This is a genomic window from Candidatus Hodarchaeum mangrovi (genome assembly GCF_975850365.1).
This window is the reverse complement of the sequence record NZ_CDLCQJ010000094.1, coordinates 17,813-40,359: the sequence shown is the minus strand read 5'-3', so window position 1 is coordinate 40,359 and position 22,547 is coordinate 17,813. Positions and strand designations below refer to the sequence as shown.

Here is a 22,547-nt window from a genome sequence, read left to right as displayed (position 1 = left end):
AGTTCAGGTGAGACAAGAGTCTATGATTAAAAATTTCACTTTAATTAAATTAGGTGGGAGTTTGATCACTTATAAAAAAGATGAACAGTTGATAAAAAGCTATTTAGATGAAATTAATAGATTTCTTCATAAATCATCTTCTCTTACAGCTCTTACTAAATCTATTTCTGATTTAACAAACTTTTTGACTTTAGAGAAGATATTTAAATCATTAAAAAATTTCATTGACCGCTATCCTAATGAAAAGCTCATTTTAATTCATGGAGCAGGATCAATAGGGCATTCTTTAGTTTTATTTCTACAGAATTATTCAAAAAGTTTCAAAGACACTTATCCAATAGTTAAGCTTGCTGTAGGAATTCAAAATCAGCTAATCATCGGCAAAGCGATTCAATATGGCATTAATGCAATTTCAGCACCTTCCCATCTGATTATACAAGGAGAATCAACACAAGGAATTTCAACAAAATATGGAGATTCACCAGATCTTTCACTTCTTGAAGAAATATTAAATAGTGAAATTTCTCCTATACCTTTTTTTTATGGAGATATAGGATATACAACCAATGGATGGAAGGTTTTTTCAGGGGACATTATTCCAGGCGCATTAGCACGAAAGTTCGCAAAATCACGTATTTCGCGAGCAATCTTTCTAACTAATGTCGAAGGTAAGAAAACAGGGATTTATTCCAAAGATCCAATTGATCCTTCTGCAGAATTTGTAACAACAATTTTAGTATCCGAAAATAACATTGAATATCTAAATTCTAATAACAAAAAATTATTTTTCCATGCTCATGAAAGTTTATCTAATTATGATGTAACAGATGCTATGACTGGTAAATTAAGAAATCTTGTAGAACTAGCTAGAACTAATACAGTCTCATGGGTTATAGGGCTTGAAGAGTTTAATCAAGCTTTAAATGGGGAAGTATGTGGCACAATAATCCGATCCAAAAGAGTCTATTCCAATTACTTAACATTCTATGGTATTGGTGATGCTTTTTCATCTGGAGGAAAAAATAGTTCTGCAATTTACTCTTGGATCGATAATAAAGGAATATTATTAGATTGTGGTCCCCAAACGCTTTCAACCTTAAAACGACATAAGAAAGGAACAGGGGATATTGATTTGATTCTAATTTCTCATTTTCATGGAGATCATTTCGCTGGTTTACCTTTTATCTTACTCGAAGCAATGTTGCTACAAAGAAGAAAAAAGAAACTAACTATTATTGGTCCAGAAGGAACCAAAGAGCAAGTTGAAAATCTATTTAATCTACTTTACCCAAGTATTGCATCATTAGAAAAGGGATTCCCTTGTGAATATGTAATAATAAATGAAGATTTTCCAGTTGAATATGAGGGCATTAAAATTTCTGCATTTAAGATGAATCATACACCAGAAGCTTTAGGATATCGAATAGAGGTTAAAAATAGTTCAGTTGCATATTCGGGTGACACAGGATGGACAAATAACTTAAAAAGTCTTGTTCAAGGTACTCAATTTGCAATAGTTGAATGTAGCTTTCTAGAAATCGAATTAGAGTCACATTTAAATCTACAGGAAGCCTTAATTTTAGCGCCTCTCACCAAAAGGCTTGTTCTTACTCATCTAGGGCAGGATGTTCTTGATCAAACTTCAAAAATCAAAAGGGAAAAGATAATAATCCCAGTTGAAGGTCAAACGTTATGGTTTTAGCTAGATTTAATCGATTTTTAATAGAAACCAAATTATCCTTTTACTCCCTTCTTCTTTCACTTTATCAATTCTATATCCTACCTTCCCTTGCAACCGCAAGGTTGTTAATACATGAGGAATATTATCAGCACAATCGGTATTAAAAATAGCAACACGATTTATAATTTCCTCAGTTGTGGCTTCTTTTAACTCCTTTAATACTAATTCTATCCATTTTTCAGTTCCTGAAAATTCTGACACTTACTAAAGCCGCCTTCTAGGATAAAAAATCAAATATTTAGACATAAATAGAAATTTACCTTAGTTTGCGTTTTTAATCAAATAAAGTTGGTTCCTTTTCATCTTAAGGATGCAGGCTAATAAATTCTTCTCAATACCCTAAAAAAAAATAAGTATTTTAATCTCTAATTCATTTTTTCAGAAATCTTGATTTAGAGTTCTTTTGAATCCTTTTAAAGGAAAAAGCTTAGGTTTACAATTAACTCTCAATTAAATATCATGAAAATAAAAGAATTGATGGATGAAATTAGGAAAAGACAATCCTTTAAAATCAAGATATGATAAAGATTTAGCTAAATTTCTTCATCTATCTTAGAATTAAATCTAAAATAATTTTGAAGTGGATATCTTGAGTAAAGAAGTTAGGCACATATTGAAAATTTTGTTACTTGGAGATGGTGCAGTTGGAAAAACGTCCCTTATACTTCGGTACATCGAAAATAAGTTTAAGGAGGAATATAGCATGAGTCTCGGAGTTGATTTTCTCACTAAAACAGTAAAATTCATTGATGAACAAGATGTTCTCCGTACAGTATCATTACAACTTTGGGATATTGCTGGACAGGCATCTCATGTGAGCTACGCTCATTTGTACCTTAGGGGGGCACATGGAGCGTTATATGTGTTTGATTTAACTCGAAAAGCTACTTTACTTCAGATTCAAGAACGATGGCAATCTCAAGTCCTTCGAGTATCTCCCAGGTGTCTTTCCGTTCTTATTGGGAATAAAGCTGATTTAAAAAAAGAACGTGAACCTACAAAGGCTGAATTAAAAAGAATTCAAGGAGCCATGCATGTTATTGAATATATTGAAACCTCTGCAAAAACAGGTAAGAATGTGAATGAAGCTTTTGGGACTATGACGGCAAAAATTCTCAACGTAAATCCAAAAGAATTTCTTTAGTCACTATAGGAGAAATATTTATGTCTTTAGACGAGTTCAAAACTATTAAAGCATTTTTTATTTTTCAAAAGGACAGTGGTAACACAATTTTAACACGTTCATATGAAATAGATAAAACAACTACACCAGATCCCCATCTAGTAGTTGCTTTTTTATCTGCAATGTTCTCCTTTGCTAGATCCTCAGGATCACTTAGTGATCTAAAAGTTGTCGATATGACTGATATTCGTTTTTCATTTATTGAAAAAGAGGGATTAGTCTTTGCAATATTAGCTTCCCCTTTAGTTTCACCCTTGGATTTACAGTTCAAACTTACAACAATAGCAAGTCTTTTTTTAGCGGATTATGGAGAAGAAATTAATACAATGCATATTATTGATACTGATGCTTTTGTTTCTTTCATTGGAAAGGTAGATGAGATTTTTAAGGGCGAAACCCGAGAGATGCTTAGTTCATCGAAAAACGCTGCTTTATTTTACTTAAAAAAATTAGTTCACAACCCTGATATAGGAGCACGAGGAGCAATGGTTGTTTCTTTCACTGGGGATATTCTTCTTGAATATAATATGGATAAAGAACGAATGGCTGGAGCAATCCGCATTCTAAATGTTAGTACCTACATGCGGAATCTGAATTATCTTGTTGTGTCATCAGAATCGACTCATCTAGTAGCATATAAAATCTCGGAGGGTTTAGTGCTCTACGTTGATGGTGAGCCAAAATCAGGACTTGAGAATCTTGTTGTCAAAGTTTCAGATACAGTCAGACAGATTAAGGAGATAATTCCTTACTAAAAACAGGGGAATTATCCTTGTTGAAGGAAAACCCTCCAAAGGATTTAATATATTTTCGTAAGGCTAAAATGAATGAAATTTCTTTAATTGAAGATATTTTACAGGAAGCTTATCAACCAATTGTTAAAACTCTTTCTCGCCTTCCTGGGGCTTTAGTTGAGACAAAAAGAAAATTATTAGATGATTTTCATAATAATTCTCTATTTAGTATAATCCACAACAATAAAAACATGATTGGCACTTTTTCATTGCGAAAAATTAACAAAAATATCATGAAACTTTATCATTTTGCAATTGATCCCTCCTTTCAACATCAAGGATTTGGTAAAAATATCTTGAACCAAATAAAGGAGGAAATTAGGAACAAGCACCAAGAAATTAAAATTTTAGCAGTTGAAGTCTATCAGAAAACACCAGAGTTACTAAGGTTTTATGAGAAAGAAGATTTTATTTTATTTGATGAGAAAACAATAAATCTTGAGAAAATATTGATTCTACATCATGGAATTTGATGAAAATTTTTTTTTGATTTTCTCACCAAAATGTTATTTAAATCACAAAAAAGCTGTTCTCTTAACATTAATCATTGAATTACTCCCTTAAAGATTATTGAAGGTGTCTAAATGGAAGATTATAAAAGTAAATCCCCTTTCAATGCCTTTCCGTATAAACATGCTCTACAAATTATTGATAAATTAGAATATTTAGGTGAAGAAGCAAGTCCTTATGAAATATCTCCTGGAACGGATTTATGCATTAGTGATACATACTATACATTAGGATTTTTTAATTATCTTCATGCCTTTGGAAAAGTTGTTAAGGATGGGGAAATATGGAATTTAAATCCTAAAGGAGAACCAATCCCTGAAAAACCTTATAGATATGCCCTAATTGAAGATGCTGTTAAAATTTTAAATGTATTACATTCTGGACCTAAAAGCTTAGAAAAGATAGCTGATGAATTGCCAGATTTCTCAAAGACTGAAATAGAAGAATATCTTAATGTCTTAGCTGCATTAGCGCAAAAAGGAAAAGTCAAACAAATATCGAAGGGATGGGACGCAACTTTTGCACTTACTGAATGGACATCTAATGATTAAGCCTTCAAAGTGTAATTGTCGTTCTTAAGCCTAAATTACCTTTTTGAGTTGAATTCCAATGGATTTAGAGAGTATAAAGACCATTCAGGGAGAATTATCTGAAATTATTGGCGTTAGTGGATATGAAAAACCAGTAGTGGATTATATCATTCCTCATATTGAAGGATATGTGGATAAATTCTGGATTGATCGCCTAGGATCGTTATTAGTAGTCAAAAATGGCAATTCAACTAGTGATACGCCCGAAAAGATAATGTTAGATGCCCATATTGATGAAATAGGATTTATGGTAAGTCATATTGAAAAAAAAGGATTTTTAAGATTTGTACCGATAGGAGGGTGGGATACTCGAACATTACTAGGACAAGCAGTAAAAGTTCTTGGAGATAACTCTAGAAGTCATGATGGTATTATTGGATCTAAACCACCTCACCTGACAACAGAAGCTGAAAGGAAAAAACCTCTAGAAATAAAAGATATGTATATTGATTTAGGAATGAATGAAACTGAATTACAAGAGGCAGGAATTTCTATCGGATCAACAGGAACATTATATGATCCCTTTGTTGATCTTGGGAATGGTATGATTAGAGGAAAAGCGTTTGACGATAGAACAGGCGTGAATATCCTTATTCATATAATTCGTGAATTTAGTCAAATTTCTCATGAAAATACCTTAGTATTTAGCTTTTCAACCCAAGAAGAAGTCGGTGGGCGTGGAGCTGCAACAGCAACTGCCCAATTGAATCCTACAATGGCTATAGCTTTAGAAAATACAACAGCAGGAGATGTTCCAGGCATTCCAGACGCTGAATGTCCAGCATATATCGGAAAAGGACCAGCTATTACTGTTGCAGATCGTTCTATGCTGGCACATCCCATGATTAATCGACGTCTTATTGAAAATGCTAGAATGGAAGGGATTCCTTTTCAAATTAAAAAACCAATATTTGGTGGGACAAATGCAGGACGTATTCATCAAATTGGAGAAGGGGTTCCTGCATCAGTAGTTTCAGTTCCCTGTAGATATATTCACTCTCCTACATCATTATTAGCCTTAAGCGACATTCACCATAGTATAAGAATGATTTCAGTCTTTATTCGAAATCCAGCAGGAATTAAATAGCTTTAATTCCAAAAACAATAACTCTAAAATAATAGCTTAGATTTTTTTTTCCGCCTATGAAAAGTAAAATCTTATAATAATTTTCCCTGTTGAATATTAAGTTGAGTATAAAACAAAGTGATTATTATGACTGAGGAATCTGTGATTATCGATTTACAAAACCTTAAGAGTAAGGACTCAAACCAAAAATGGGAAGCAGTAAACAATCTAAAATCTTTCCTGAAATCTAATCCTTCTGATTATCGATCTAAGTTAATTGTCAAATCTTTTTTAATATTAGTAAAAGATTCGGATGATAGAATTAGAGAAACAACCTTTTCAACCCTTATTACGATACTTACAGATTTTAAACAAGTCGAAGATCTCGTTATTAATGGATTTAATGATGCCAATCCTGGAGTAAGAGCTCTCGCCTTAGAATGGATGAATGTAAATAAACATCCTAAATTGACTGATTTTACAATACGTTCTTTGAAAGATCCTAAGGAAGTTGTACAAAAAATTGCACTTGATATAGTAGCGTCACAAGAAATTCATGGTATTGAAAATATTTTAACAAATATGCTTCAAACAAGTATAAATGCCTCAACGGGACTTCGAAGATCTATAATTTATGCTCTAGGAAAACTTAAAACCGAACAAGCCATAGGATTGCTTCTAGAAATTATGCAGAACAAAAATTATGATGATTGGACCCGAAACCAAGCAAGTTCAGCTTTAGAACATATGGGGGGTAGTGAATTAATTATTCCTTTTCTTAAAAACTTAATTGACCCTAATGAATATGTACGAGAAACTGCAGCTTCTTATCTTAGTAAAAATAAAGAAAATATTGTTCCAATTATTCGAAGATCAAGGCAGATTGAATTTCTAGCTTTTTTAAAATTTGGATCTGAAAATACTAAGAAGGATTTTTCTGATAATTTACACATTCTTTTGATTGATTTAGAGCCAGAGCTGAAAGAATTTCATAAGAAATTGCTAGAAAAAGAAAAATTTACATTCAAAGAAATTTCTAGTCAATTAAACACTAGTGAATTAGCAGTCAAAATATTAATTAATGAAATTTTAGAAATTCCACTTTTAGAGCTAAAAGATGGCAGTTTAATGACTGAAACAGGGCTTATAAAGCTAATTACTAGTTTGATTAATGAAAAAAGATCTCTATATTTCCCTGAGTTAATTAAAAAGGATCCTTTTAAAGGAATTCAGTCAGAAAATATTAAAGCTATTTCAAATAAAATAGATAGTATACAATGGAGTTCTCCGAATTTTATTGTCCATAAAACCGAGCTAGAAGAAATTTACAATACCCTACAAACTTCAGGAATATTATCGCTAAAAGAAATAGCAAAAATGCTTAATCAACCAGTTGAAAGAATTAAAATCGAGCTAATAGATGAATTTAAAGAGGAAATTCAAGGATGGTATAATTCCTTAGGAGAATTTTTTACAATAGATTATTTAACTCGCATAATCAATGAAAAAATTTCAAAGGATAAAATTTTAGCAGTCCCAGTACTCTTAAAATCACTTGGTAATCCAAAAGTCGATACTGAAAAAATAAAAGAAATAATAAAGCATACTCATGAAGGGAAATGGCTCGATGATATTCAAGTTTTTATTGACATTTCTGAATTTAATAACCTGATAGAGAACGCCTCTCGTTTAGATGAGGGAATAGTTCAGCACTTACTGAAGCACATAGATTTAAACTTTTCTATTTTTTTAAATAGCCTTAAAAAGATTGTAACCATTAAAACATTTAAAACAAAAGATGGAAAATTAATATCTTTGGAATCATTGTATCAACCAATCCAAGAAAGAATTATTGGAAAAGGTTATCTTTCAATTTTAACACTTTTGAACGAATCTAAGCTCGATAAATCTCTTCAGAATGAAATATTAGATTATATCTCCAATGAGTTTTCAGGACGTTTTAATATAGATAAAACATACTTTTTCTCTGAAGAGTTAATTCTTAAAGTTGAAGAAGAAGTAAAATTATTTTCCCGTTTAAATTTCGATATAATAGCTTATAAGCTTGATCTACCTAAAATTATTGTAGAAATAATAATTCAACAAATTTTGGTTATTAAAGGCTTTGTGAACAAGACTGGGGAATTTATTACTAGTAAGGGTATAAAAGAAGAAATTAATCGAATTCTTGAATACAAAGGAGAAATTCCTTTGGGAGAATTATTTGAGGTATTAGAAATTTCTGAGGATGAAAAACATCAAGAAACAGTTCGTAATTTGATTCTTTCAGAAAAAAAATTCATTCAGGGAGCAAATCAACAAATATTCTTTACACAAAAGAGAGCAATGAATATCGTTTTATTTTTTTTAAAAAAACCTGAAACAAGAACGAAGGAACTTATTGAATGGGCTGAATTGATAAATTTAACTAATCTTCCTAAAGAAATTCTCAAACAAATTTTAGAGTCATTGGTATCTAATCAATTAATTCCAGGTGTCTTAGATAAGAAAGGTTATCGTCCATAAATGGACTATTTCAGATCTCAAGAATGTGAATAAGTAATGTCGAAGCTATTACATATTATTGTAGATCATCGTGAACCCAATTCATTAAAAAACCATTTACGTAAACTAGAAATGAACGTTGAAGAAGCACATCTTGATATTGCCGATTATATCATCTCAGATCAAGTAGCGTGTGAACGAAAAACTGGGACTGATTTAATCGCTTCTATTATGGATAGTAGATTGTTTGAACAAATTGATCGCTTAATTGAAACTTATGATCAACCTGTTTTAATCATTGAAAATTTAACAGCTGCATTTGAACGAGTTGAATGGAAAAAGAGGAAAAAGCATGTCTATGGAGCCTTGACTTATATTTTCTTAAAACGTCAACTTCCAATAATTCCAACGTCAAAAGTGAGTGAAACTGCGATAGTTCTCAACCGAATTGCCTCTTGGGTTCAGGAAGATAAATCTGATCCTTTAATTGCTAGGAAATCTCCTAAGAAAAGAAATTTAAGAGACAATCAAATATTCTTTTTACAGGGATTGCATAATACTGGTCAAAAGAAAGCAGAAATACTTTTAGATCATTTTAATCAAAGCCCAACCAATGTAATAAAAGGAATATTAAAGTCCAAGGTAATTTATACAAAGACAGGAAATCCTAAAGGATTGGAGGGTCCATTTGAGAAACTGGAAGGATTTGGACCTAAATATTTAATAGAAAATAAAAAAATTCTAGGTTCTTCTGAAAAAGAAAAAAACCCTAATTAAATCTTTGACCAATGAAGTGTAGATTCCCATACCCCTATCTCAATCATATCACTTAAAATACATCCAAGACGTAGATTTTGACGACAATACATAATCCAAGGACAATCCAATTCACAAAATGGGTGTGGAGGATTTTCTAGTCGTTTTTTTAATATTAAAAGTTCTTCTAAGAATAGTTGTTTAATGATGGATGGTTTTACATTATCTGAAAAAAAATAATTAACAGAGTCGGATTCCATCCTTCAATCAAATGATTTTAAAGCTCAACTTCTTTAAAAACGCTTCTATCAGCTTTAAATATAATTTAAGACAGGGAGATAATTGAAAGTATTGAATGTGAGGTGATTCAATAATATGAAAAATCATTCATTTAGAGGAAGGCATTTCATAGCTAAAGGTTAAATCTGGAAATACTTTTTCTCGAACTTCTTTGTTGTATTGCTGAACAGCTAATAATATTTGATCTTTTATATTGGCATACCTCTTTACAAATTTAGCCTTAAAATCAAAGTAACCTAGCATGTCATAAGTAACAAGGACTTGACCATCACAATAAGGACCAGCGCCAATACCAATTGTAGGGATTGAAATTGCTTCTGTTATTTTTTTTGCTACTTCCCATGGTATTGCTTCTAATACCAATGCAAATATTCCTGCTTTCTCTAATGCTTTAGCTTCATTTAATATAAATCTAGCTGATTCCTCAGAACGAGCCTGTACTTTAAATCCACCAAATTTATGATAGGATTGAGGAGTTAGTCCAAGATGGCCCATAACAGGGATTCCCGCATCTAGAATTTTCTCGATTGATGTAACCCTCTCACTTCCACCTTCTAATTTGATTGCCTCTGCATTTCCTTCTTGAACAAGCTTCACTGAATTTCTCACTGCTTCTTCAGGAGATACTTGAAATGTACCAAAAGGTAAGTCTCCAATTACTAAAGCAGATTTCGCTCCTTGAGCCACAGCTTGCGTATGACGAATAGAATCCTCTAGGGTAACTTTCAATGTCGTTTGATGTCCAAAAACAACCATTCCCATGGTATCACCTACGAGTAACATGTCAGTCCCTGCTTCATCTAATATTGATGCCATTACATGATCATAAGCAGTGAGCATAGTAATTTTAATGTTATTTTTCTTCATTTCCATTATATCAATGACATTTTTCTTCTTCATCAGATCACCTTAACTTAGATTAAACAATTTCTCTTCACGAGAAAGTAAAATTAATCGATCAGCCATAAATTTCAATGATTCTTGCAATAATGCTTTATTATTTAATTTCATAAGTTGATTCGTTATTGAATCATGAGAACATGCTCTATATTCTTCTACAAACTTTATCATTTCTGGAACTGCCCTGATGATATTGTTTGTTATTGTAACTGAGGCAGCAAGTGATGTTCTGGACAAAGGGTTGAGGTCGATTGTTATAACTGATTTTCCTAATTTTCGTAAAGCCAGAGTACGATCCCCATCTTCAAGGGGAACGAAAACACAATCTGAACTTGCAATCCCACGAGAATCAACAATTCTACGAGAATGAGACAATTCTTTTATAATCTCCTGATAGTCTGGGTCTATACCAAGCAAATGATCAGCCCCTGCTTTTAATAAAACCTCTTTGATAGCGTCTTCACGCTCTTTTGACCTATAAAACAGATTTATTTCAAGAGGAGCATTGACTATTTTACTAAATCGAACAATATCATTAGGACAAAGTGCTGCTACATTCCCATTCACAGAAATAATTGGATGTTTTGCTTCTAAAAGATTTAATACAGCTAATCTTTCCTGTTTTAACGCAAATGGAGGAGTTTCTTCTCCTAAAATATAATCAAAAGCCTCTCCTCTTCCATGAGCTATTAAACCTGCTTCAGCTACTACTTTATTATGCATGCCATTTATAATAGATTCTCTTATAGTTAATGATAGATATCTAGGATGATCTTTAGGAATTTGATGGTTTCTCATCATGATAACCTTTGTAAAGTTTTATAACAAATTTCTTCTTTTCGTATTAAATCTGAATCTAGGTTTAACTCATTTAAATCATCATCATTCTGATAAAAAAGTAAAATTGCGTCTCCTAACATGATTTGAGACCCAAATATGCTACTAGGAAGATTTAAAATAATTTTTTTAACTTTCTCAGACCAAAGTTGAACACCTAAGGTAAATTTATTCGCTATTTTGATAAAATTACTAAATATAGGATTAAGAAGTAATTGGTCAATCAGTGCTGCCCCTGTTGAATTAACCCTAAACCGTTTATCAGAATCTGAAAGTACACTTGATGTAGGTAAACCACTAAAGGATATAGTTGCGATTTTCCACTTTTGATCCATTTCTATGCCAATTGTTTCTCCATAACCAGGAGCCCCTGCTCTAATACGGATCTCTAAGCCTCCTTGATATAATGCAATAATATCACCTAGTCCAGATTTAGTTAAAACTTCAGATCTATGGGCAATTTGATATAATGTCAAATCATTATAACCTAATTCAAAAAAATCGTTAATACAGAACGCTGCACCTAATGCTCCAGCAGCAGATGCTCCAAATCCTCCTCCAATTGGGATATCAAAAGAATGACTAATTATGAAATTTTGTTGTTCTTCTGGAGAAAGTAATAAATTCATAACTTGTACGGAGACCATTGAATCTGATAAAGGCTGATTTTTGCCATTGAAATGAATTTCAGGCTCTTTTTTATTGTTATCTAGGATGGTAGTAGTTACACCTCTTTTAATAGAAATTCCAGCACCACGAGAACCTTTTTCTAATATATTAGATGATTGGTCACGAATTTCAAAAATGCAAGTCAAATGAGCCGCGATCCAATAACTAGGACACTTCATTAAGCTAATCCTTCAGTTCAATGAATGATGTTCAATATGATGTATTAAATCTGTTATAGCTGTATTTATTGGGGCTTTTAATCCTAATCGACGGCTTTCACGTACAATAAATCCATTAATAAAGTCAATTTCAGTTTTTCGCTTCCTTTCAACGTCTTGAAGCATACTACATTTATTTTTCTTCGTTTTCTCAAGTACACTAAGTGTAAAGTCTCGAGTCTCAGAGAAATCAACTTCAGGGAGGTTAATTTGAGCGATAGCCAATCCTTCTTCTATAATTGCATTAAAAATCTTTTTAATAGAAGATTTCTCTAAAATCTTTCCATTAGGAACCTGTAAAATTGCTCCCAAAGGACAAATAGCTGCATTTACCAATAATTTCTGCCACATTTTAACTTCTATATCAGGTGTAAATTGAATTGCAAAACCTGAACTTGATATAATTTTTTGAATTCTATTACTAAATCCATTTTCAGAACCCTGAACTTGACCAAAAACTGTTTTCCCAGATGCAACATGATTAACAATTCCAGGATAGACTAACTCAGCTGCTTCTGTAGTTATTGCACGGAAAATCGGATTTCGAGAAAATTTAGACATAAAAATTTCTTCATTTCCCATACCATTCTGGAGTACAACTAATGGGACATCAGCTCGAATTTTCTGATGGAGACTATCTGCAACAATTGGATTGGAATATGCCTTTGTAGTAATGAAGATTGCTTCAGAAGAGACTATTTCATTGGGAAATACAGTGTCAGCAGGTAAATGGGTTAGTATCTCTTCATATTCCTCAATAATCCGTAATCCATGGCGATTAATCTCTGATATGTGAGGATCTCTGCCGATTACAGATGTTGAATGGCCCGAGTAGGCTATTTTCCCAGCAAAAAGTGATCCAATACTCCCAGCACCAAATACAGTTATAGGCATTATACTCCACCTCCTAATTGAAAATCTTCAATAATTAATTTAACTAAATTATGTGCTATTTGATCTTTTCTAGTTTTAAGATGAATTACTTCTTCCTTACCCTTTCTTAGAATAAATACCTCGTTTGTTTTAGCAATAAAACCCTTTTCAGGCTCTCCAACCCAATTTGCACAAACAATGTTTAAATTTTTAGAATTAAGTAGTTTTCGTCCTCTAGTGATCAATTCACTTTCTGAAACTCCCACTTCAGCTTTAAAGGCTAAAATATAAAGGTTTGGATATTGAGTTCTGACTTTATCAATAATCTTAATTGTAGGTACTATTCGAATAAACAAATCTTGTTGTTCTGAAGCTATTTTTCCTTTGGAAAACTCAGGTTTATAGTCAGATACTGCAGCAACGGATATGAATCCATGATAATCACCATTGGACAACTCTTCATGTATTAAATTATACATATCAGAGGTTGACCTTACGATCATTGTTTTAAATGCATTATATTCATCTTTAATGTTATTACCCTCTCCTAGTATAAACATAATCTCAGCTCCCTCCGCAACAAGTGCTTTACAAATTTGAAGTGCAGTAAATCCTGTGGAGGGATTAGAGAGAAATCTAACATTATCAAAATACTCTCTTGTCGCCCCACCACTAATCAAGAATCTTTTTCCTGTTAAAAACTTCTTCGGAAGAAGGATTTGAAAAATTAATGTCATTAATTGCTCAAGAGGAGGAAATTTAAACTTTTTTTCATCTTCGGAAACTGGAGAAAAATAAGTACCAAGTTCTTTAAGGAATAAGACATTTCGTTCTGTAACAGGATTTTCAAGTAAGACAGTATGTGCTGCTGGAACTATTAATACTGGTATTTTTGCTCCAATCGCAGCTAAAGATACAAGGGTTACTGAAGTATCTGCGATACCATTTGCTAGTTTAGAAATAGTATTGGCAGATGCAGGGCAAATCATGCAAAGATCAATTTTACTGTTTGGATCTACAGTCCACTTTATATGTTCTGATAAGCCTGAAATTTCGGTAATGGGTGGTTTATCCATACACCACGTAAGGGCATCAATAGCAACAAATCGAGTAGCTTCTGGAGATAATACTACGATTGGTTCCCCTGAATGTCGGATTATTTCACGAATTAAATGAGGTACTTCAATCGCTGCTATAGAGCCAGTTACGCCAATAAGAATGCGTTTACCCTTTAAATTGGAACTTTTTGTCCCATAAATTTCTAGTATTCCCATCAATAAGCTCTATATACGATTTAGTTATTTATAATTCAGGGTTATACCCCTTTTTGATGTATATACATATTATACATTGGTACAATTTTGATTAACATTTTATGAAAACAAATAAATGTATGCTCTTTTTACTCCTATAACCAATTTAATTAAATACTTAGGGATTTTTTATCTACACTCATTTTAGACAGAGCGAGAAGATTATGGTAATTACACAATTAATCGGAGAACTAATCCTGAACAATTTTTTCGAAGGATTGCTCTTTACTTTTTTTGCATTTTTTGTTGGAATAATTTCTTCATCTTTAGGTGTTGGTGGAGGATTCATCACAACTCCTTCTCTAATAATTTTAGGAATAAATGAAGCTTTTGCAGTAGGAACAGTGTTATTTATGATTATATTTACAGCAATATCATCTACGATTGCATATTCACGACAATCAAATATGATCCAATTTCGAACAGGACTTTTGGTAGCGATAACTAGTGTGATTGGTGCCGTTTGTGGAAGCTTTACTAGTTCATACTTTGCAGTTGAATCCCCTGCATTATTTCGACTTATTTTTACCATCTGTCTTATTCCCATTGCCATTAAAATGATTCTTTATCCTAAACAAAGGAAAAAAGGAATTAATACAAAAGGGGAAGGAGAAATAGAACATGATGAGATAATTTGGTTTGGATTTGAAAAACGTGAAATATGGTGTACTTTGTTCGGATTCATCGCTGGTTTCTCATCAGGATTGTTGGGGATTGGAGGAGGTGTTGTAATGGTTCCAATATTAATCCACCTCGGAAAGATTCCAATGCATAAAGCTGTAGCCACTTCAATGTTTATTATGATATTCACGAGTATTGCAGGAGCGGTAATCAAACTCGGTATGGGACAGGTCCATCCAGATTTAGCCTTATTTCTTATTCTAGGAATAATTTTAGGGGCCCAGATTGGCCCGTTAATTGTTCAACGGATTGACACTGTAAATTTACAAAAAATTTTTGGAGGGATGATGATAATAGCTCTTATTTCGATAGCAGTAGGTCGAGACCAAGTGGTTGGATTTATCCAATCTTTTTTATCCTTATTTAAATAGTGATTTTTCATGATATATCTAAATAATATCCTCGAATTTTTCAAAATGATATGGTTATATACTATAAATTAAAAGTAAATATTAGAAATTTGATATAAAAAACTCAATTACTAAAAAGGCCTTAGATCTATTGAATACAATTCCAATACACCTAAGAAGTGAGAAAATGCAGGGAGATATGATTTTTGTTGTCGATGATGAAGAGGACACTGTTGAACTCGCTCGGATGGTGCTTGAATACGAAGGCTATCAAGTTTTTTCTGCTAGTAACGGAGAAGAAGCTATAAAATTCCTTAAGAAATCAACCAATAAACCAAATCTTGTTCTTTTAGACGTACTAATGCCAAAGATGAATGGACTAGAAGTCTGTAAATGGATTAAAAATGATGATAGACTAAATACAGTACCTGTTCTTTTATTTACAGCAAAAGTTGGAAAAAAGGATAGAATAGCAGGAGAAGAAGCAGGAGCTGACGCGTATATAAATAAACCATTTAGTGCCGATGATCTTGTCTCTTTGATAAAAATGCATCTTGAAAAGGCTAAAAATAGAGCTCAATGATCTGATGTACATTTAGACTCAAAAAGTCATTCTTTGCTATAAAAATGAAGAAATTATTGGAAAAATAGCTTTTAACTCCTTAAAGAAGTTAGAACTAGGATTATAAACACGAAGAGTAATATTAAATGGTATCTTATGAAAAAAAAGAACAGAATGAATATCTAACCAGTAATCACGAGTTTCTACAAACCGTAACTTAAAAAAATTAAGATTTAATTGGTTTAAATATTTTAGTACTTCCAATTCAGGAACTACAAGGAGAATATTAGATGGAGAACTTAGAAGCGCTAGAGAAGGATTGAAAAAATTCGATACTTCGGATAAAATTAAATCAAGGCTGCTCATTTTTTAACTCCAACCTTTAAAACGCCTATTGGATCTATAATTGCTTCAATTTCATCTCCTACATGTAATGGCCCTACTCCCTCTGGAGTACCAGTTGCGATAATATCCCCTGGTTCAAGTGTAACAATAGAACTACAATAACAAATAATATTTTTAATATCAAAGATCATATCTTTTGTATTTCCTTTTTGTCTGAGTTCCTTATTTACATATAATTCTATTTCAAGATTTTGAGGATTTTTAATCTCATCTGGAGTTACAATCAATGGACCGAGCGGAGCAAAAGTATCATAACCTTTTGCTTGAAACCATGGTTGACCATTTTTTTTAGCAATGGTTTGAATATCTCGAGCAGTTATGTCAAGTAGGATAGTATAACCGAAAATGTAGTCTAAACTTTCTTCAACAGAGATATTTTTACCTTTTTTGCCAATGATGACTGCTAGTTCCACTTCATGATGAATTTCCTGAGAATTACTGGGAAATATAATGTAATCATCTGGACCTATAAGTGTAGTTGATGGTTTTAGAAATAGTGAAGGTGTTTTAGGTAAGATTTTGGGATCTACACCCATTTCTTTGGCATGTTTTTCATAATTTTTTGCTAAACAAATTATTTTGTTTGAAATAATTGGCAACTCAAGATCTGGAGAAGATTGTAATTCTTCATATTTAGCCAACTTTAGAATTGATGGATTAAGTATAACATCTAATATATTTTGAATTTGTGGATATTTTCGAATTGTATTATCTTTCCAGACAATTAAAGAGCCTTCACTTTTCCCAATTTTCATAAAGCAACCTCAAAGCTTTCACTTTTGATTAGAAATTAATAGTTAAAATTCTTGATCAAACAAAAAATATCCTTTGTTAAATATTCTTATTGATTTCTCATTAATTGATTAACATAATACCTTTTATCAAATCATGATTATTTTTTTAATTCTGTTCTTTACTAAAGCAATTATATAGTAAAAAGAGTAATAACCAGAATATGGAGAGTTGAATTTGAAAATCTTGATTACAGGAGGAGCAGGATTTTTAGGTAGTCATTTAATTGAAGACTTGTTGTCACAGGACTATGAAGTCACTTGTTTAGATAATTTCAGTACGGGTAAATTGAGGAATATTGAATCATTTAAAAAAAAGATAAATCTAGTAGAAGGTGATATTCGTGACTCAAAAATAGTTATGAATGCTTTGGAGGGTGTTGATTTCACATTTCATTTAGCAGCTCAGATTTCTGTATCTCGCTCAATGAGAGATCCTATTTTTGATGCCTCTGTTAATATAATCGGATTTCTCAACCTACTTGAATCAATGCTAAAATGTGGAATTAAGAAATTAGTTTATGTATCTACCGGTGGAGCTATTTATGGAGAACCTAAAGAAATACCTGTACAAGAAACTGCATTTGAAAATCCCATCTCCGCATATGGGTTAAGTAAACTCGTTGGAGAACGATATCTGAAATTGTTTCATGAAACCTATGGTATTTCTTACTCAATAATTCGCCCAGCAAATATATATGGACCGAGACAAGATCCAATGGGGGAAGCAGGTGTAATATCGATCTTTTTAGGAAATTTCTTAAATAAAAAACCAGTTGTAATTTTCGGAGATGGTTACGATACACGAGATTACATTTATGTTAAGGACATTACAAATATGTGTATTAAAGCAATGCATGCTAATCAGAATGCAACATTTAATGCAGGAACTGGTATTCAAACAAATTTAATAGAATTAGTTAATACTATAGAAAAAGTAACCGAAATGAAAACAATACGAAATTTTGAGTCGCCACGCCCTGGTGACGTTAAACATATATCCTTAGATTCCAGTAAAGCAAAAAATAAACTCAATTGGGAGCCTAAAGTCACTCTAGAGAAGGGAATTAAGATAACTTGGGATTGGTTTAGGGATTTTATGAATTAAAGCCATTAAGAGTATTTAATTCATTTTATTAAGTCTTTTATTATTGATACTTTTTGATGAAACCATTCTTCATTGATTTCAGGATAACCAAACCATTTCCAAAAACTTCCTACAACCCAAGGATCAAGTTTGACTTCAGTTCTGGGATTTTGTGCTACAAGAAAATATGCTTGCCATAATTCACCAATTGAAGTCTCAAAAAGTCGAGTCGATAGATTTATGTCGTATTCTTTGGCTGCAATACTTTGGGTTAATCTTTTTTCTGATTCATTAAGAGCCACAAAAGCTGCTAGTATCCACATCTCACGATCGGTTTTGATATTATCTAAATATAATCGATCAGCAAGTTTTTCAAGTTCTCTCCTTGACTCTTGCAATTTCTCTATAGAAAACATTTCAATTCTTAGAAGAGACTTGAAAAATAAAAAAATATCATTATGATGATCTCTAAGAGTATCTAATAAAAGAGGAGCACTCCCAAGACCAAAAGAGTTTTGTTTCATTAGAGGAACACATATTGCTTCTTCCGCAGCCTTAATCAACCATATATAGGCATCAGCGAGCATATCTTCTTTAATAAATTTTTCCATACGTTGTAACAATGATAAAGTCGTTTGTTGTTTTAATTGAATCACATCAGGAGTCCACTTAATTTGATTTATTCTATTAACCCACTCCTTTAATCGGCCTTTGGGGTCATAAATGATTTCACTATTATTTAAAACACGATAAACAGTAGCTACTTGCCAATAGGGAGTATTTCGTCCATCTAAAACTTCCAAAAAGAATGAAGGAGGAGCATAAGTAAGTTTGAGTTCTAGCTCTGGTTGTTCAACCATTGGGGTAAGAGCTACTTCCTTTAAGTCTCGAGCACTTTCCTGTACAGCCCAAAAAGTTATATGTAAATCAAGGGTATCAAAACTATCCTTGACTAAAAAGCGACCCCATTCCTGATTTTTTGCCTCTATTTTTGACAATACATACTCTATTACTCTTTTTTTGACACTTAATTCAACCATTAGCTTTTCTTTCCATCAAAAATAGTATTATTACTTATTTGATAATCAAGACTTTATAAAATCTAATTTTTTAAAATCTGTTCACTGATTTTCTATCTAAAAATATTAAGAGTATTTTTTTAACTACGAGATAAGGGATGATATTCCTTATATTTTAATCTGAATGGTATTCATAATAGACATTCAAGGTGAGTCTCAATGCCAAAACGATTTTGTTTTACAATTTATACCTTTTTTGGCTTTCTAATTTTAATATCGCTCTTAACATATCATTATTCGTCAATTAATGGTGATAATACAAAAGTAAACATAAATTTAAAATTTAATATCTCACAAACGACTTTAAACGTCTTGGTAGTGTTAATGGAAATACCAGATGATCCTTATAATCCAATGCACACACCTCTGCACTATGAAGATCTATTTTTTTCAACTGGTACAGATTCGATTCGACAATATTATCAAAATGTTTCCTATAATGAAGTATCATTAACAGGAGAAGTTTTAGGATGGTTCCCAACCTTAAATAATCGTAGTTATTATGGAGCTGGGGAACGAACCCCACCTGGACAGGATTTCAGAGCAGATGAAATAGCATATGAGGCTAGAGGCCATGCTATATCTAGTGGGAAAAATCCCCAGAACTATGATCTTTTTGTTGTTATACACTCAGGAGATGGACAAGAGTATTCAGGAGATTCTGAGGATATATGGAGTCATCAATGGAGTTTATGGCGATTTGAGCTTCCTGAAGTAGTCTATTCCATGAATCATGAATATGTAGATTATGAAACACCCTCACATGAATTAGGACATGCTCTTGATTTTCCAGATTTATATGATCTTAGCTATACACATGATTTTGCTGGTCCATATTGCATTATGGATGGGGGTCCTGGACACTTCTCTATCTGGAATAAATATTATAGTCATATATCAAAAGCTAGTTCCCCCCAATTTATCAGCAGTAATCATCGATTACAAATTAATAATTATTCAAAAGATACTATTGTAACAATAAATCCAATTGCATCCAATATACCTTCTGGAATTATGTGGCTAGAATTAGGATGGAATTCCTCAGGTTTCATTAATACAGAACATGGAAGAGGTTGGACGGTAACGGTTAGAGAAAATTTAGATTATGACAAATATCTTCCTAAACATGGATTAGTAATTGCTGAAATTCAAGTCGGCCCACGCACTTCAGGACAAACCCAAGTTAGTTTGGATGTTTCCCCTCCATGGAATGTGATTGATTCAATTCCTGAAACAAGTGAAAATAAAGATGATGCTGCATTTTCTTTAGGTAATGGAGAAGTCTCATCCTATTCATCAGGAAAAGGTTGGGCTGTTCAAATAATTGAAAAATTAACAAATTTATCCTACCGTGTACGTGTCACTAATGAATCAAATATTCCCAAAGTCTCATTAATCCATCCTCTTAGTTCAGTTTCCGATAATTATTCCCTACTTGTTTATACAGATATTACATCTAAAGCATCAATAGAATCAGTTGAAGTATCAATTGATTATGGACCTTGGAGTGAATGTTCTGCTGTATTAGAAACTCCAAACTTGTACACGTTCACCTGGCAAACTGATCTAGAAAGAGAAGGCAGTCACATAATCAGAGCTAGGGCTTTTGATAATAGTACAATCCCTTATATTGGTTATTCAGATTTTAAAATCTATGAAGTGGATAACAATAATGGTTCAATTTTGGTTATTGATGATGATTTAGGACGAAATTCTGAAGCTTCTGTTCTTAGTACTTTAGATTTGTTAGGGTTAACTGGAGATTATGAAGTATTTCAAACTTCCTCATTTATTAATGCAGAAATCACTGCAGAAGAATTATGGAAATATAATCTAATTCTTTGGGTCGGAAATCCAGCAATCAGTCCTCTTAGTAACTCCCATATTAATTATAATGAATTTTTAGTTATTAAAGAATATCTCACAAATTCTCCTTCTGAAAAAAACCCTCGAATAATATTTATGTCTAGCTATAACATTTTTGATTTTAGTAATCAGGGAGATTCAATTCAGCAAGAAACATCTCTCATTTTTAGAGCAACAAGTCCTAAAAATTTTAGGGCTCCTAGTACAAGAATTCATGGATTGGAATTCCTCAGTACACTTCCTACATTCACACTCGGATCAAATGATACATTGAGAGCAACTCGAAGTAGTGATGGTGAAGTGGTTAACTTACTTTCAGGAGCAGTTTCTATTTTAGAAGATGAACTTCCTGTATTTCCAGGATATAAATCTAAAGGCTATTATGTTGATAATGGAAAATTTCGCATTTTAAATTATCTATTCCAGCCAGAAATGGTTCCCGAATATATTTTAAACGATCTACTGTCACTTTCCATCAATTTTATGAATTCAAATATTAATTCAACATTCTCATCGACTTCGTTAACTTCAACATCAAACACTATTTCAAAATCAAATGGATTTCTTGATGGTTTAGGACTTATTGATGATCCAATTCTTATTTTAGGGACATTAGTTTGTGCAGGAGGCCTTTCAGTCTTTATTCTGTTCAGATTACTTAAAAAAAGAAAAACAACCTCATCTCGTTCTTACTGGCTTAAAAAATTTGATCAATAAAGGTGATAAATATAATAACTAATCAACGGGTAGTAATTACTGGTGCAGCAAAAGGGGGCATTGGAGAGGCTGTTTTAAAGAAAATTAGCACACAAAATAATACTATTATTGTTTCAAGTAAAAATATATCATCAAATAGATTTCCTGGCTTCCATTCTTTAGCAGTAGATTGTACAAAAGAGAGGAATATCCGAAATCTAGAAAATTTTATCAAAGAAACCATGGGAGGGATGGATTGCCTCATCAATTGCATAGGAGGGTCATTGAGAAGTATCAATCCACTTGAAGTAACTGAGGATTTTTTTCAGCAAGTTCTATCACTAAATCTTACATCTGCTTTTTTATTATCACAGATGGCAACTCGACTTATGAATAAGATGGGGGGTTCTGTCGTTCATATTGTTAGTTCCTCTGCTTTTGAGCCAGAGATAAAAAAAATGCCCTATGGAATTGCAAAGGCAGGATTAGCATACTTAATAAGATCTTTCGCAGTTTATTTAGCTCCATTCAATATTCGGATTAATGGGGTTTCACCAACCTATGTGTTTACTTCTCGCCATATAGAGGAACTTCAGAATACCTCACAAGATTCAATATCCTCATATGATGAATTAAAAGCAAAAAAAATCAGCAAACAACTGCTTCAAAAACCACTTTTACCCGAGGATTTACTTGATATGATTGAATTTGCTGCTGTTTCCCCAATCATGACAGGAAAAATATTACACGCAACATTAGGTAGAATTATTTAAAC

The 22,547-nt window shown here is 32.3% G+C and carries 23 protein-coding genes; 13 read left to right on the top strand and 10 right to left on the bottom strand.

Annotated features, from left to right (window positions below; genetic code table 11):
- The first annotated feature begins 22 nt into the window (after window positions 1-22).
- Window positions 23-1,702 (top strand): MBL fold metallo-hydrolase, encoded by a 1,680-nt coding sequence (locus ACWVCY_RS09310; RefSeq protein ID WP_455142334.1) that lies wholly within the window; start codon window positions 23-25, stop codon window positions 1,700-1,702.
- Between the two features lie 6 nt (window positions 1,703-1,708).
- On the opposite strand, the gene ACWVCY_RS09305 is transcribed toward ACWVCY_RS09310, so the two are convergent.
- A complete protein-coding gene (locus tag ACWVCY_RS09305; protein ID WP_455142332.1) occupies window positions 1,709-1,942 on the bottom strand; it encodes a hypothetical protein in 234 nt (77 codons plus the stop codon).
- 388 nt (window positions 1,943-2,330) lie between these two features.
- Between ACWVCY_RS09305 and ACWVCY_RS09300 the strand changes: the two genes are divergently transcribed.
- From ACWVCY_RS09300 to ACWVCY_RS09270, 7 genes are all read left to right on the top strand, one after another.
- Window positions 2,331-2,885 (top strand): Rab family GTPase, encoded by a 555-nt coding sequence (locus ACWVCY_RS09300; RefSeq protein ID WP_455142330.1) that lies wholly within the window; start codon window positions 2,331-2,333, stop codon window positions 2,883-2,885.
- 20 nt (window positions 2,886-2,905) lie between these two features.
- Window positions 2,906-3,679, top strand: coding sequence for a hypothetical protein (locus ACWVCY_RS09295; protein WP_455142328.1), 774 nt, complete (start codon window positions 2,906-2,908; stop codon window positions 3,677-3,679).
- Window positions 3,680-3,696: 17 nt separating this feature from the next.
- Window positions 3,697-4,191 carry a GNAT family N-acetyltransferase gene (locus ACWVCY_RS09290; protein ID WP_455142326.1) on the top strand — a complete coding sequence of 165 codons (495 nt, stop codon included), beginning with the start codon at window positions 3,697-3,699 and terminating at the stop codon, window positions 4,189-4,191.
- A 111-nt stretch (window positions 4,192-4,302) separates the two neighbouring features.
- Complete coding sequence (locus ACWVCY_RS09285) at window positions 4,303-4,779, top strand: hypothetical protein (RefSeq protein ID WP_455142324.1); 477 nt, start codon at window positions 4,303-4,305, stop codon at window positions 4,777-4,779.
- Window positions 4,780-4,837: 58 nt separating this feature from the next.
- Complete coding sequence (locus ACWVCY_RS09280; RefSeq protein ID WP_455142322.1) at window positions 4,838-5,905, top strand: M42 family metallopeptidase; 1,068 nt, start codon at window positions 4,838-4,840, stop codon at window positions 5,903-5,905.
- 126 nt (window positions 5,906-6,031) lie between these two features.
- Window positions 6,032-8,410 carry a HEAT repeat domain-containing protein gene (locus tag ACWVCY_RS09275; protein ID WP_455142320.1) on the top strand — a complete coding sequence of 793 codons (2,379 nt, stop codon included), beginning with the start codon at window positions 6,032-6,034 and terminating at the stop codon, window positions 8,408-8,410.
- A 36-nt stretch (window positions 8,411-8,446) separates the two neighbouring features.
- Window positions 8,447-9,166: an ERCC4 domain-containing protein gene (locus tag ACWVCY_RS09270; protein ID WP_455142318.1), complete on the top strand. Its 720-nt coding sequence runs from the start codon at window positions 8,447-8,449 to the stop codon at window positions 9,164-9,166.
- On the opposite strand, the gene ACWVCY_RS09265 is transcribed toward ACWVCY_RS09270, so the two are convergent.
- From ACWVCY_RS09265 to coaBC, 6 genes are all read right to left on the bottom strand, one after another.
- Window positions 9,163-9,405, bottom strand: coding sequence for a hypothetical protein (locus ACWVCY_RS09265; protein WP_455142316.1), 243 nt, complete (start codon window positions 9,403-9,405; stop codon window positions 9,163-9,165). The two genes, ACWVCY_RS09270 and ACWVCY_RS09265, sit on opposite strands and share 4 nt — an antisense overlap.
- A 127-nt stretch (window positions 9,406-9,532) precedes the next feature.
- On the bottom strand, window positions 9,533-10,345 hold the full coding sequence (gene panB / locus ACWVCY_RS09260; RefSeq protein WP_455142314.1) for a 3-methyl-2-oxobutanoate hydroxymethyltransferase: 813 nt from the start codon (window positions 10,343-10,345) through the stop codon (window positions 9,533-9,535).
- A 9-nt stretch (window positions 10,346-10,354) separates the two neighbouring features.
- Window positions 10,355-11,146 carry a phosphopantothenate/pantothenate synthetase gene (locus ACWVCY_RS09255; RefSeq protein WP_455142312.1) on the bottom strand — a complete coding sequence of 264 codons (792 nt, stop codon included), beginning with the start codon at window positions 11,144-11,146 and terminating at the stop codon, window positions 10,355-10,357.
- Window positions 11,143-12,030: a GHMP family kinase ATP-binding protein gene (locus ACWVCY_RS09250; RefSeq protein ID WP_455142310.1), complete on the bottom strand. Its 888-nt coding sequence runs from the start codon at window positions 12,028-12,030 to the stop codon at window positions 11,143-11,145. Before ACWVCY_RS09250 ends, ACWVCY_RS09255 begins: the two co-directional genes overlap by 4 nt.
- 12 nt (window positions 12,031-12,042) lie before the next feature.
- Window positions 12,043-12,963, bottom strand: coding sequence for a ketopantoate reductase family protein (locus tag ACWVCY_RS09245; protein WP_455142308.1), 921 nt, complete (start codon window positions 12,961-12,963; stop codon window positions 12,043-12,045).
- Window positions 12,963-14,216: a bifunctional phosphopantothenoylcysteine decarboxylase/phosphopantothenate--cysteine ligase CoaBC gene (coaBC, locus tag ACWVCY_RS09240; RefSeq protein WP_455142306.1), complete on the bottom strand. Its 1,254-nt coding sequence runs from the start codon at window positions 14,214-14,216 to the stop codon at window positions 12,963-12,965. Before coaBC ends, ACWVCY_RS09245 begins: the two co-directional genes overlap by 1 nt.
- Before the next feature lie 203 nt (window positions 14,217-14,419).
- Between coaBC and ACWVCY_RS09235 the strand changes: the two genes are divergently transcribed.
- Both ACWVCY_RS09235 and ACWVCY_RS09230 read left to right on the top strand, forming a co-directional pair.
- Complete coding sequence (locus tag ACWVCY_RS09235; RefSeq protein ID WP_455142304.1) at window positions 14,420-15,307, top strand: sulfite exporter TauE/SafE family protein; 888 nt, start codon at window positions 14,420-14,422, stop codon at window positions 15,305-15,307.
- A 166-nt stretch (window positions 15,308-15,473) separates the two neighbouring features.
- A complete protein-coding gene (locus ACWVCY_RS09230; protein ID WP_455142302.1) occupies window positions 15,474-15,869 on the top strand; it encodes a response regulator transcription factor in 396 nt (131 codons plus the stop codon).
- Between the two features lie 36 nt (window positions 15,870-15,905).
- Here ACWVCY_RS09230 and ACWVCY_RS09225 read toward each other — a convergent pair whose 3' ends face one another.
- Together ACWVCY_RS09225 and ACWVCY_RS09220 are read right to left on the bottom strand one after the other, a co-directional pair.
- Window positions 15,906-16,214, bottom strand: coding sequence for a hypothetical protein (locus tag ACWVCY_RS09225; RefSeq protein ID WP_455142300.1), 309 nt, complete (start codon window positions 16,212-16,214; stop codon window positions 15,906-15,908).
- A complete protein-coding gene (locus ACWVCY_RS09220) occupies window positions 16,211-17,008 on the bottom strand; it encodes a fumarylacetoacetate hydrolase family protein (RefSeq protein WP_455142298.1) in 798 nt (265 codons plus the stop codon). The genes ACWVCY_RS09225 and ACWVCY_RS09220 overlap by 4 nt, the downstream gene beginning before the upstream one ends.
- A 214-nt stretch (window positions 17,009-17,222) precedes the next feature.
- Here ACWVCY_RS09220 and ACWVCY_RS09215 point away from each other — a divergent pair, with 214 nt between their 5' ends.
- Window positions 17,223-18,152: a GDP-mannose 4,6-dehydratase gene (locus ACWVCY_RS09215; RefSeq protein ID WP_455142296.1), complete on the top strand. Its 930-nt coding sequence runs from the start codon at window positions 17,223-17,225 to the stop codon at window positions 18,150-18,152.
- 20 nt (window positions 18,153-18,172) lie between these two features.
- Here the strand turns inward: ACWVCY_RS09215 and ACWVCY_RS09210 are convergent, their stop codons facing one another.
- Window positions 18,173-19,171 (bottom strand): hypothetical protein, encoded by a 999-nt coding sequence (locus tag ACWVCY_RS09210; RefSeq protein ID WP_455142294.1) that lies wholly within the window; start codon window positions 19,169-19,171, stop codon window positions 18,173-18,175.
- A 198-nt stretch (window positions 19,172-19,369) separates the two neighbouring features.
- On the opposite strand from ACWVCY_RS09210, the gene ACWVCY_RS09205 reads away from it, so the two are divergent.
- Both ACWVCY_RS09205 and ACWVCY_RS09200 read left to right on the top strand, forming a co-directional pair.
- A complete protein-coding gene (locus ACWVCY_RS09205; RefSeq protein ID WP_455142292.1) occupies window positions 19,370-21,793 on the top strand; it encodes an immune inhibitor A domain-containing protein in 2,424 nt (807 codons plus the stop codon).
- 2 nt (window positions 21,794-21,795) lie between these two features.
- On the top strand, window positions 21,796-22,545 hold the full coding sequence (locus tag ACWVCY_RS09200; RefSeq protein ID WP_455142290.1) for an SDR family oxidoreductase: 750 nt from the start codon (window positions 21,796-21,798) through the stop codon (window positions 22,543-22,545).
- Window positions 22,546-22,547 lie beyond the last annotated feature (2 nt).

What these genes read in the sequence shown, in the direction of transcription:
- ACWVCY_RS09310 (WP_455142334.1), top strand. Translation starts at nt 23, where the DNA reads ATGATTAAAAATTTCACTTTAATTAAATTAGGTGGGAGTTTGATCACT.
- ACWVCY_RS09295 (WP_455142328.1), top strand. Translation starts at nt 2,906, where the DNA reads ATGTCTTTAGACGAGTTCAAAACTATTAAAGCATTTTTTATTTTTCAA.
- ACWVCY_RS09285 (WP_455142324.1), top strand. Translation starts at nt 4,303, where the DNA reads ATGGAAGATTATAAAAGTAAATCCCCTTTCAATGCCTTTCCGTATAAA.
- ACWVCY_RS09280 (WP_455142322.1), top strand. Translation starts at nt 4,838, where the DNA reads ATGGATTTAGAGAGTATAAAGACCATTCAGGGAGAATTATCTGAAATT.
- ACWVCY_RS09275 (WP_455142320.1), top strand. Translation starts at nt 6,032, where the DNA reads ATGACTGAGGAATCTGTGATTATCGATTTACAAAACCTTAAGAGTAAG.
- ACWVCY_RS09270 (WP_455142318.1), top strand. Translation starts at nt 8,447, where the DNA reads ATGTCGAAGCTATTACATATTATTGTAGATCATCGTGAACCCAATTCA.
- ACWVCY_RS09265 (WP_455142316.1), bottom strand. Translation starts at nt 9,405, where the DNA reads ATGGAATCCGACTCTGTTAATTATTTTTTTTCAGATAATGTAAAACCA.
- panB (WP_455142314.1), bottom strand. Translation starts at nt 10,345, where the DNA reads ATGAAGAAGAAAAATGTCATTGATATAATGGAAATGAAGAAAAATAAC.
- ACWVCY_RS09255 (WP_455142312.1), bottom strand. Translation starts at nt 11,146, where the DNA reads ATGATGAGAAACCATCAAATTCCTAAAGATCATCCTAGATATCTATCA.
- ACWVCY_RS09250 (WP_455142310.1), bottom strand. Translation starts at nt 12,030, where the DNA reads ATGAAGTGTCCTAGTTATTGGATCGCGGCTCATTTGACTTGCATTTTT.
- ACWVCY_RS09245 (WP_455142308.1), bottom strand. Translation starts at nt 12,963, where the DNA reads ATGCCTATAACTGTATTTGGTGCTGGGAGTATTGGATCACTTTTTGCT.
- coaBC (WP_455142306.1), bottom strand. Translation starts at nt 14,216, where the DNA reads ATGGGAATACTAGAAATTTATGGGACAAAAAGTTCCAATTTAAAGGGT.
- ACWVCY_RS09235 (WP_455142304.1), top strand. Translation starts at nt 14,420, where the DNA reads ATGGTAATTACACAATTAATCGGAGAACTAATCCTGAACAATTTTTTC.
- ACWVCY_RS09230 (WP_455142302.1), top strand. Translation starts at nt 15,474, where the DNA reads ATGCAGGGAGATATGATTTTTGTTGTCGATGATGAAGAGGACACTGTT.
- ACWVCY_RS09225 (WP_455142300.1), bottom strand. Translation starts at nt 16,214, where the DNA reads ATGAGCAGCCTTGATTTAATTTTATCCGAAGTATCGAATTTTTTCAAT.
- ACWVCY_RS09220 (WP_455142298.1), bottom strand. Translation starts at nt 17,008, where the DNA reads ATGAAAATTGGGAAAAGTGAAGGCTCTTTAATTGTCTGGAAAGATAAT.
- ACWVCY_RS09210 (WP_455142294.1), bottom strand. Translation starts at nt 19,171, where the DNA reads ATGGTTGAATTAAGTGTCAAAAAAAGAGTAATAGAGTATGTATTGTCA.
- ACWVCY_RS09205 (WP_455142292.1), top strand. Translation starts at nt 19,370, where the DNA reads ATGCCAAAACGATTTTGTTTTACAATTTATACCTTTTTTGGCTTTCTA.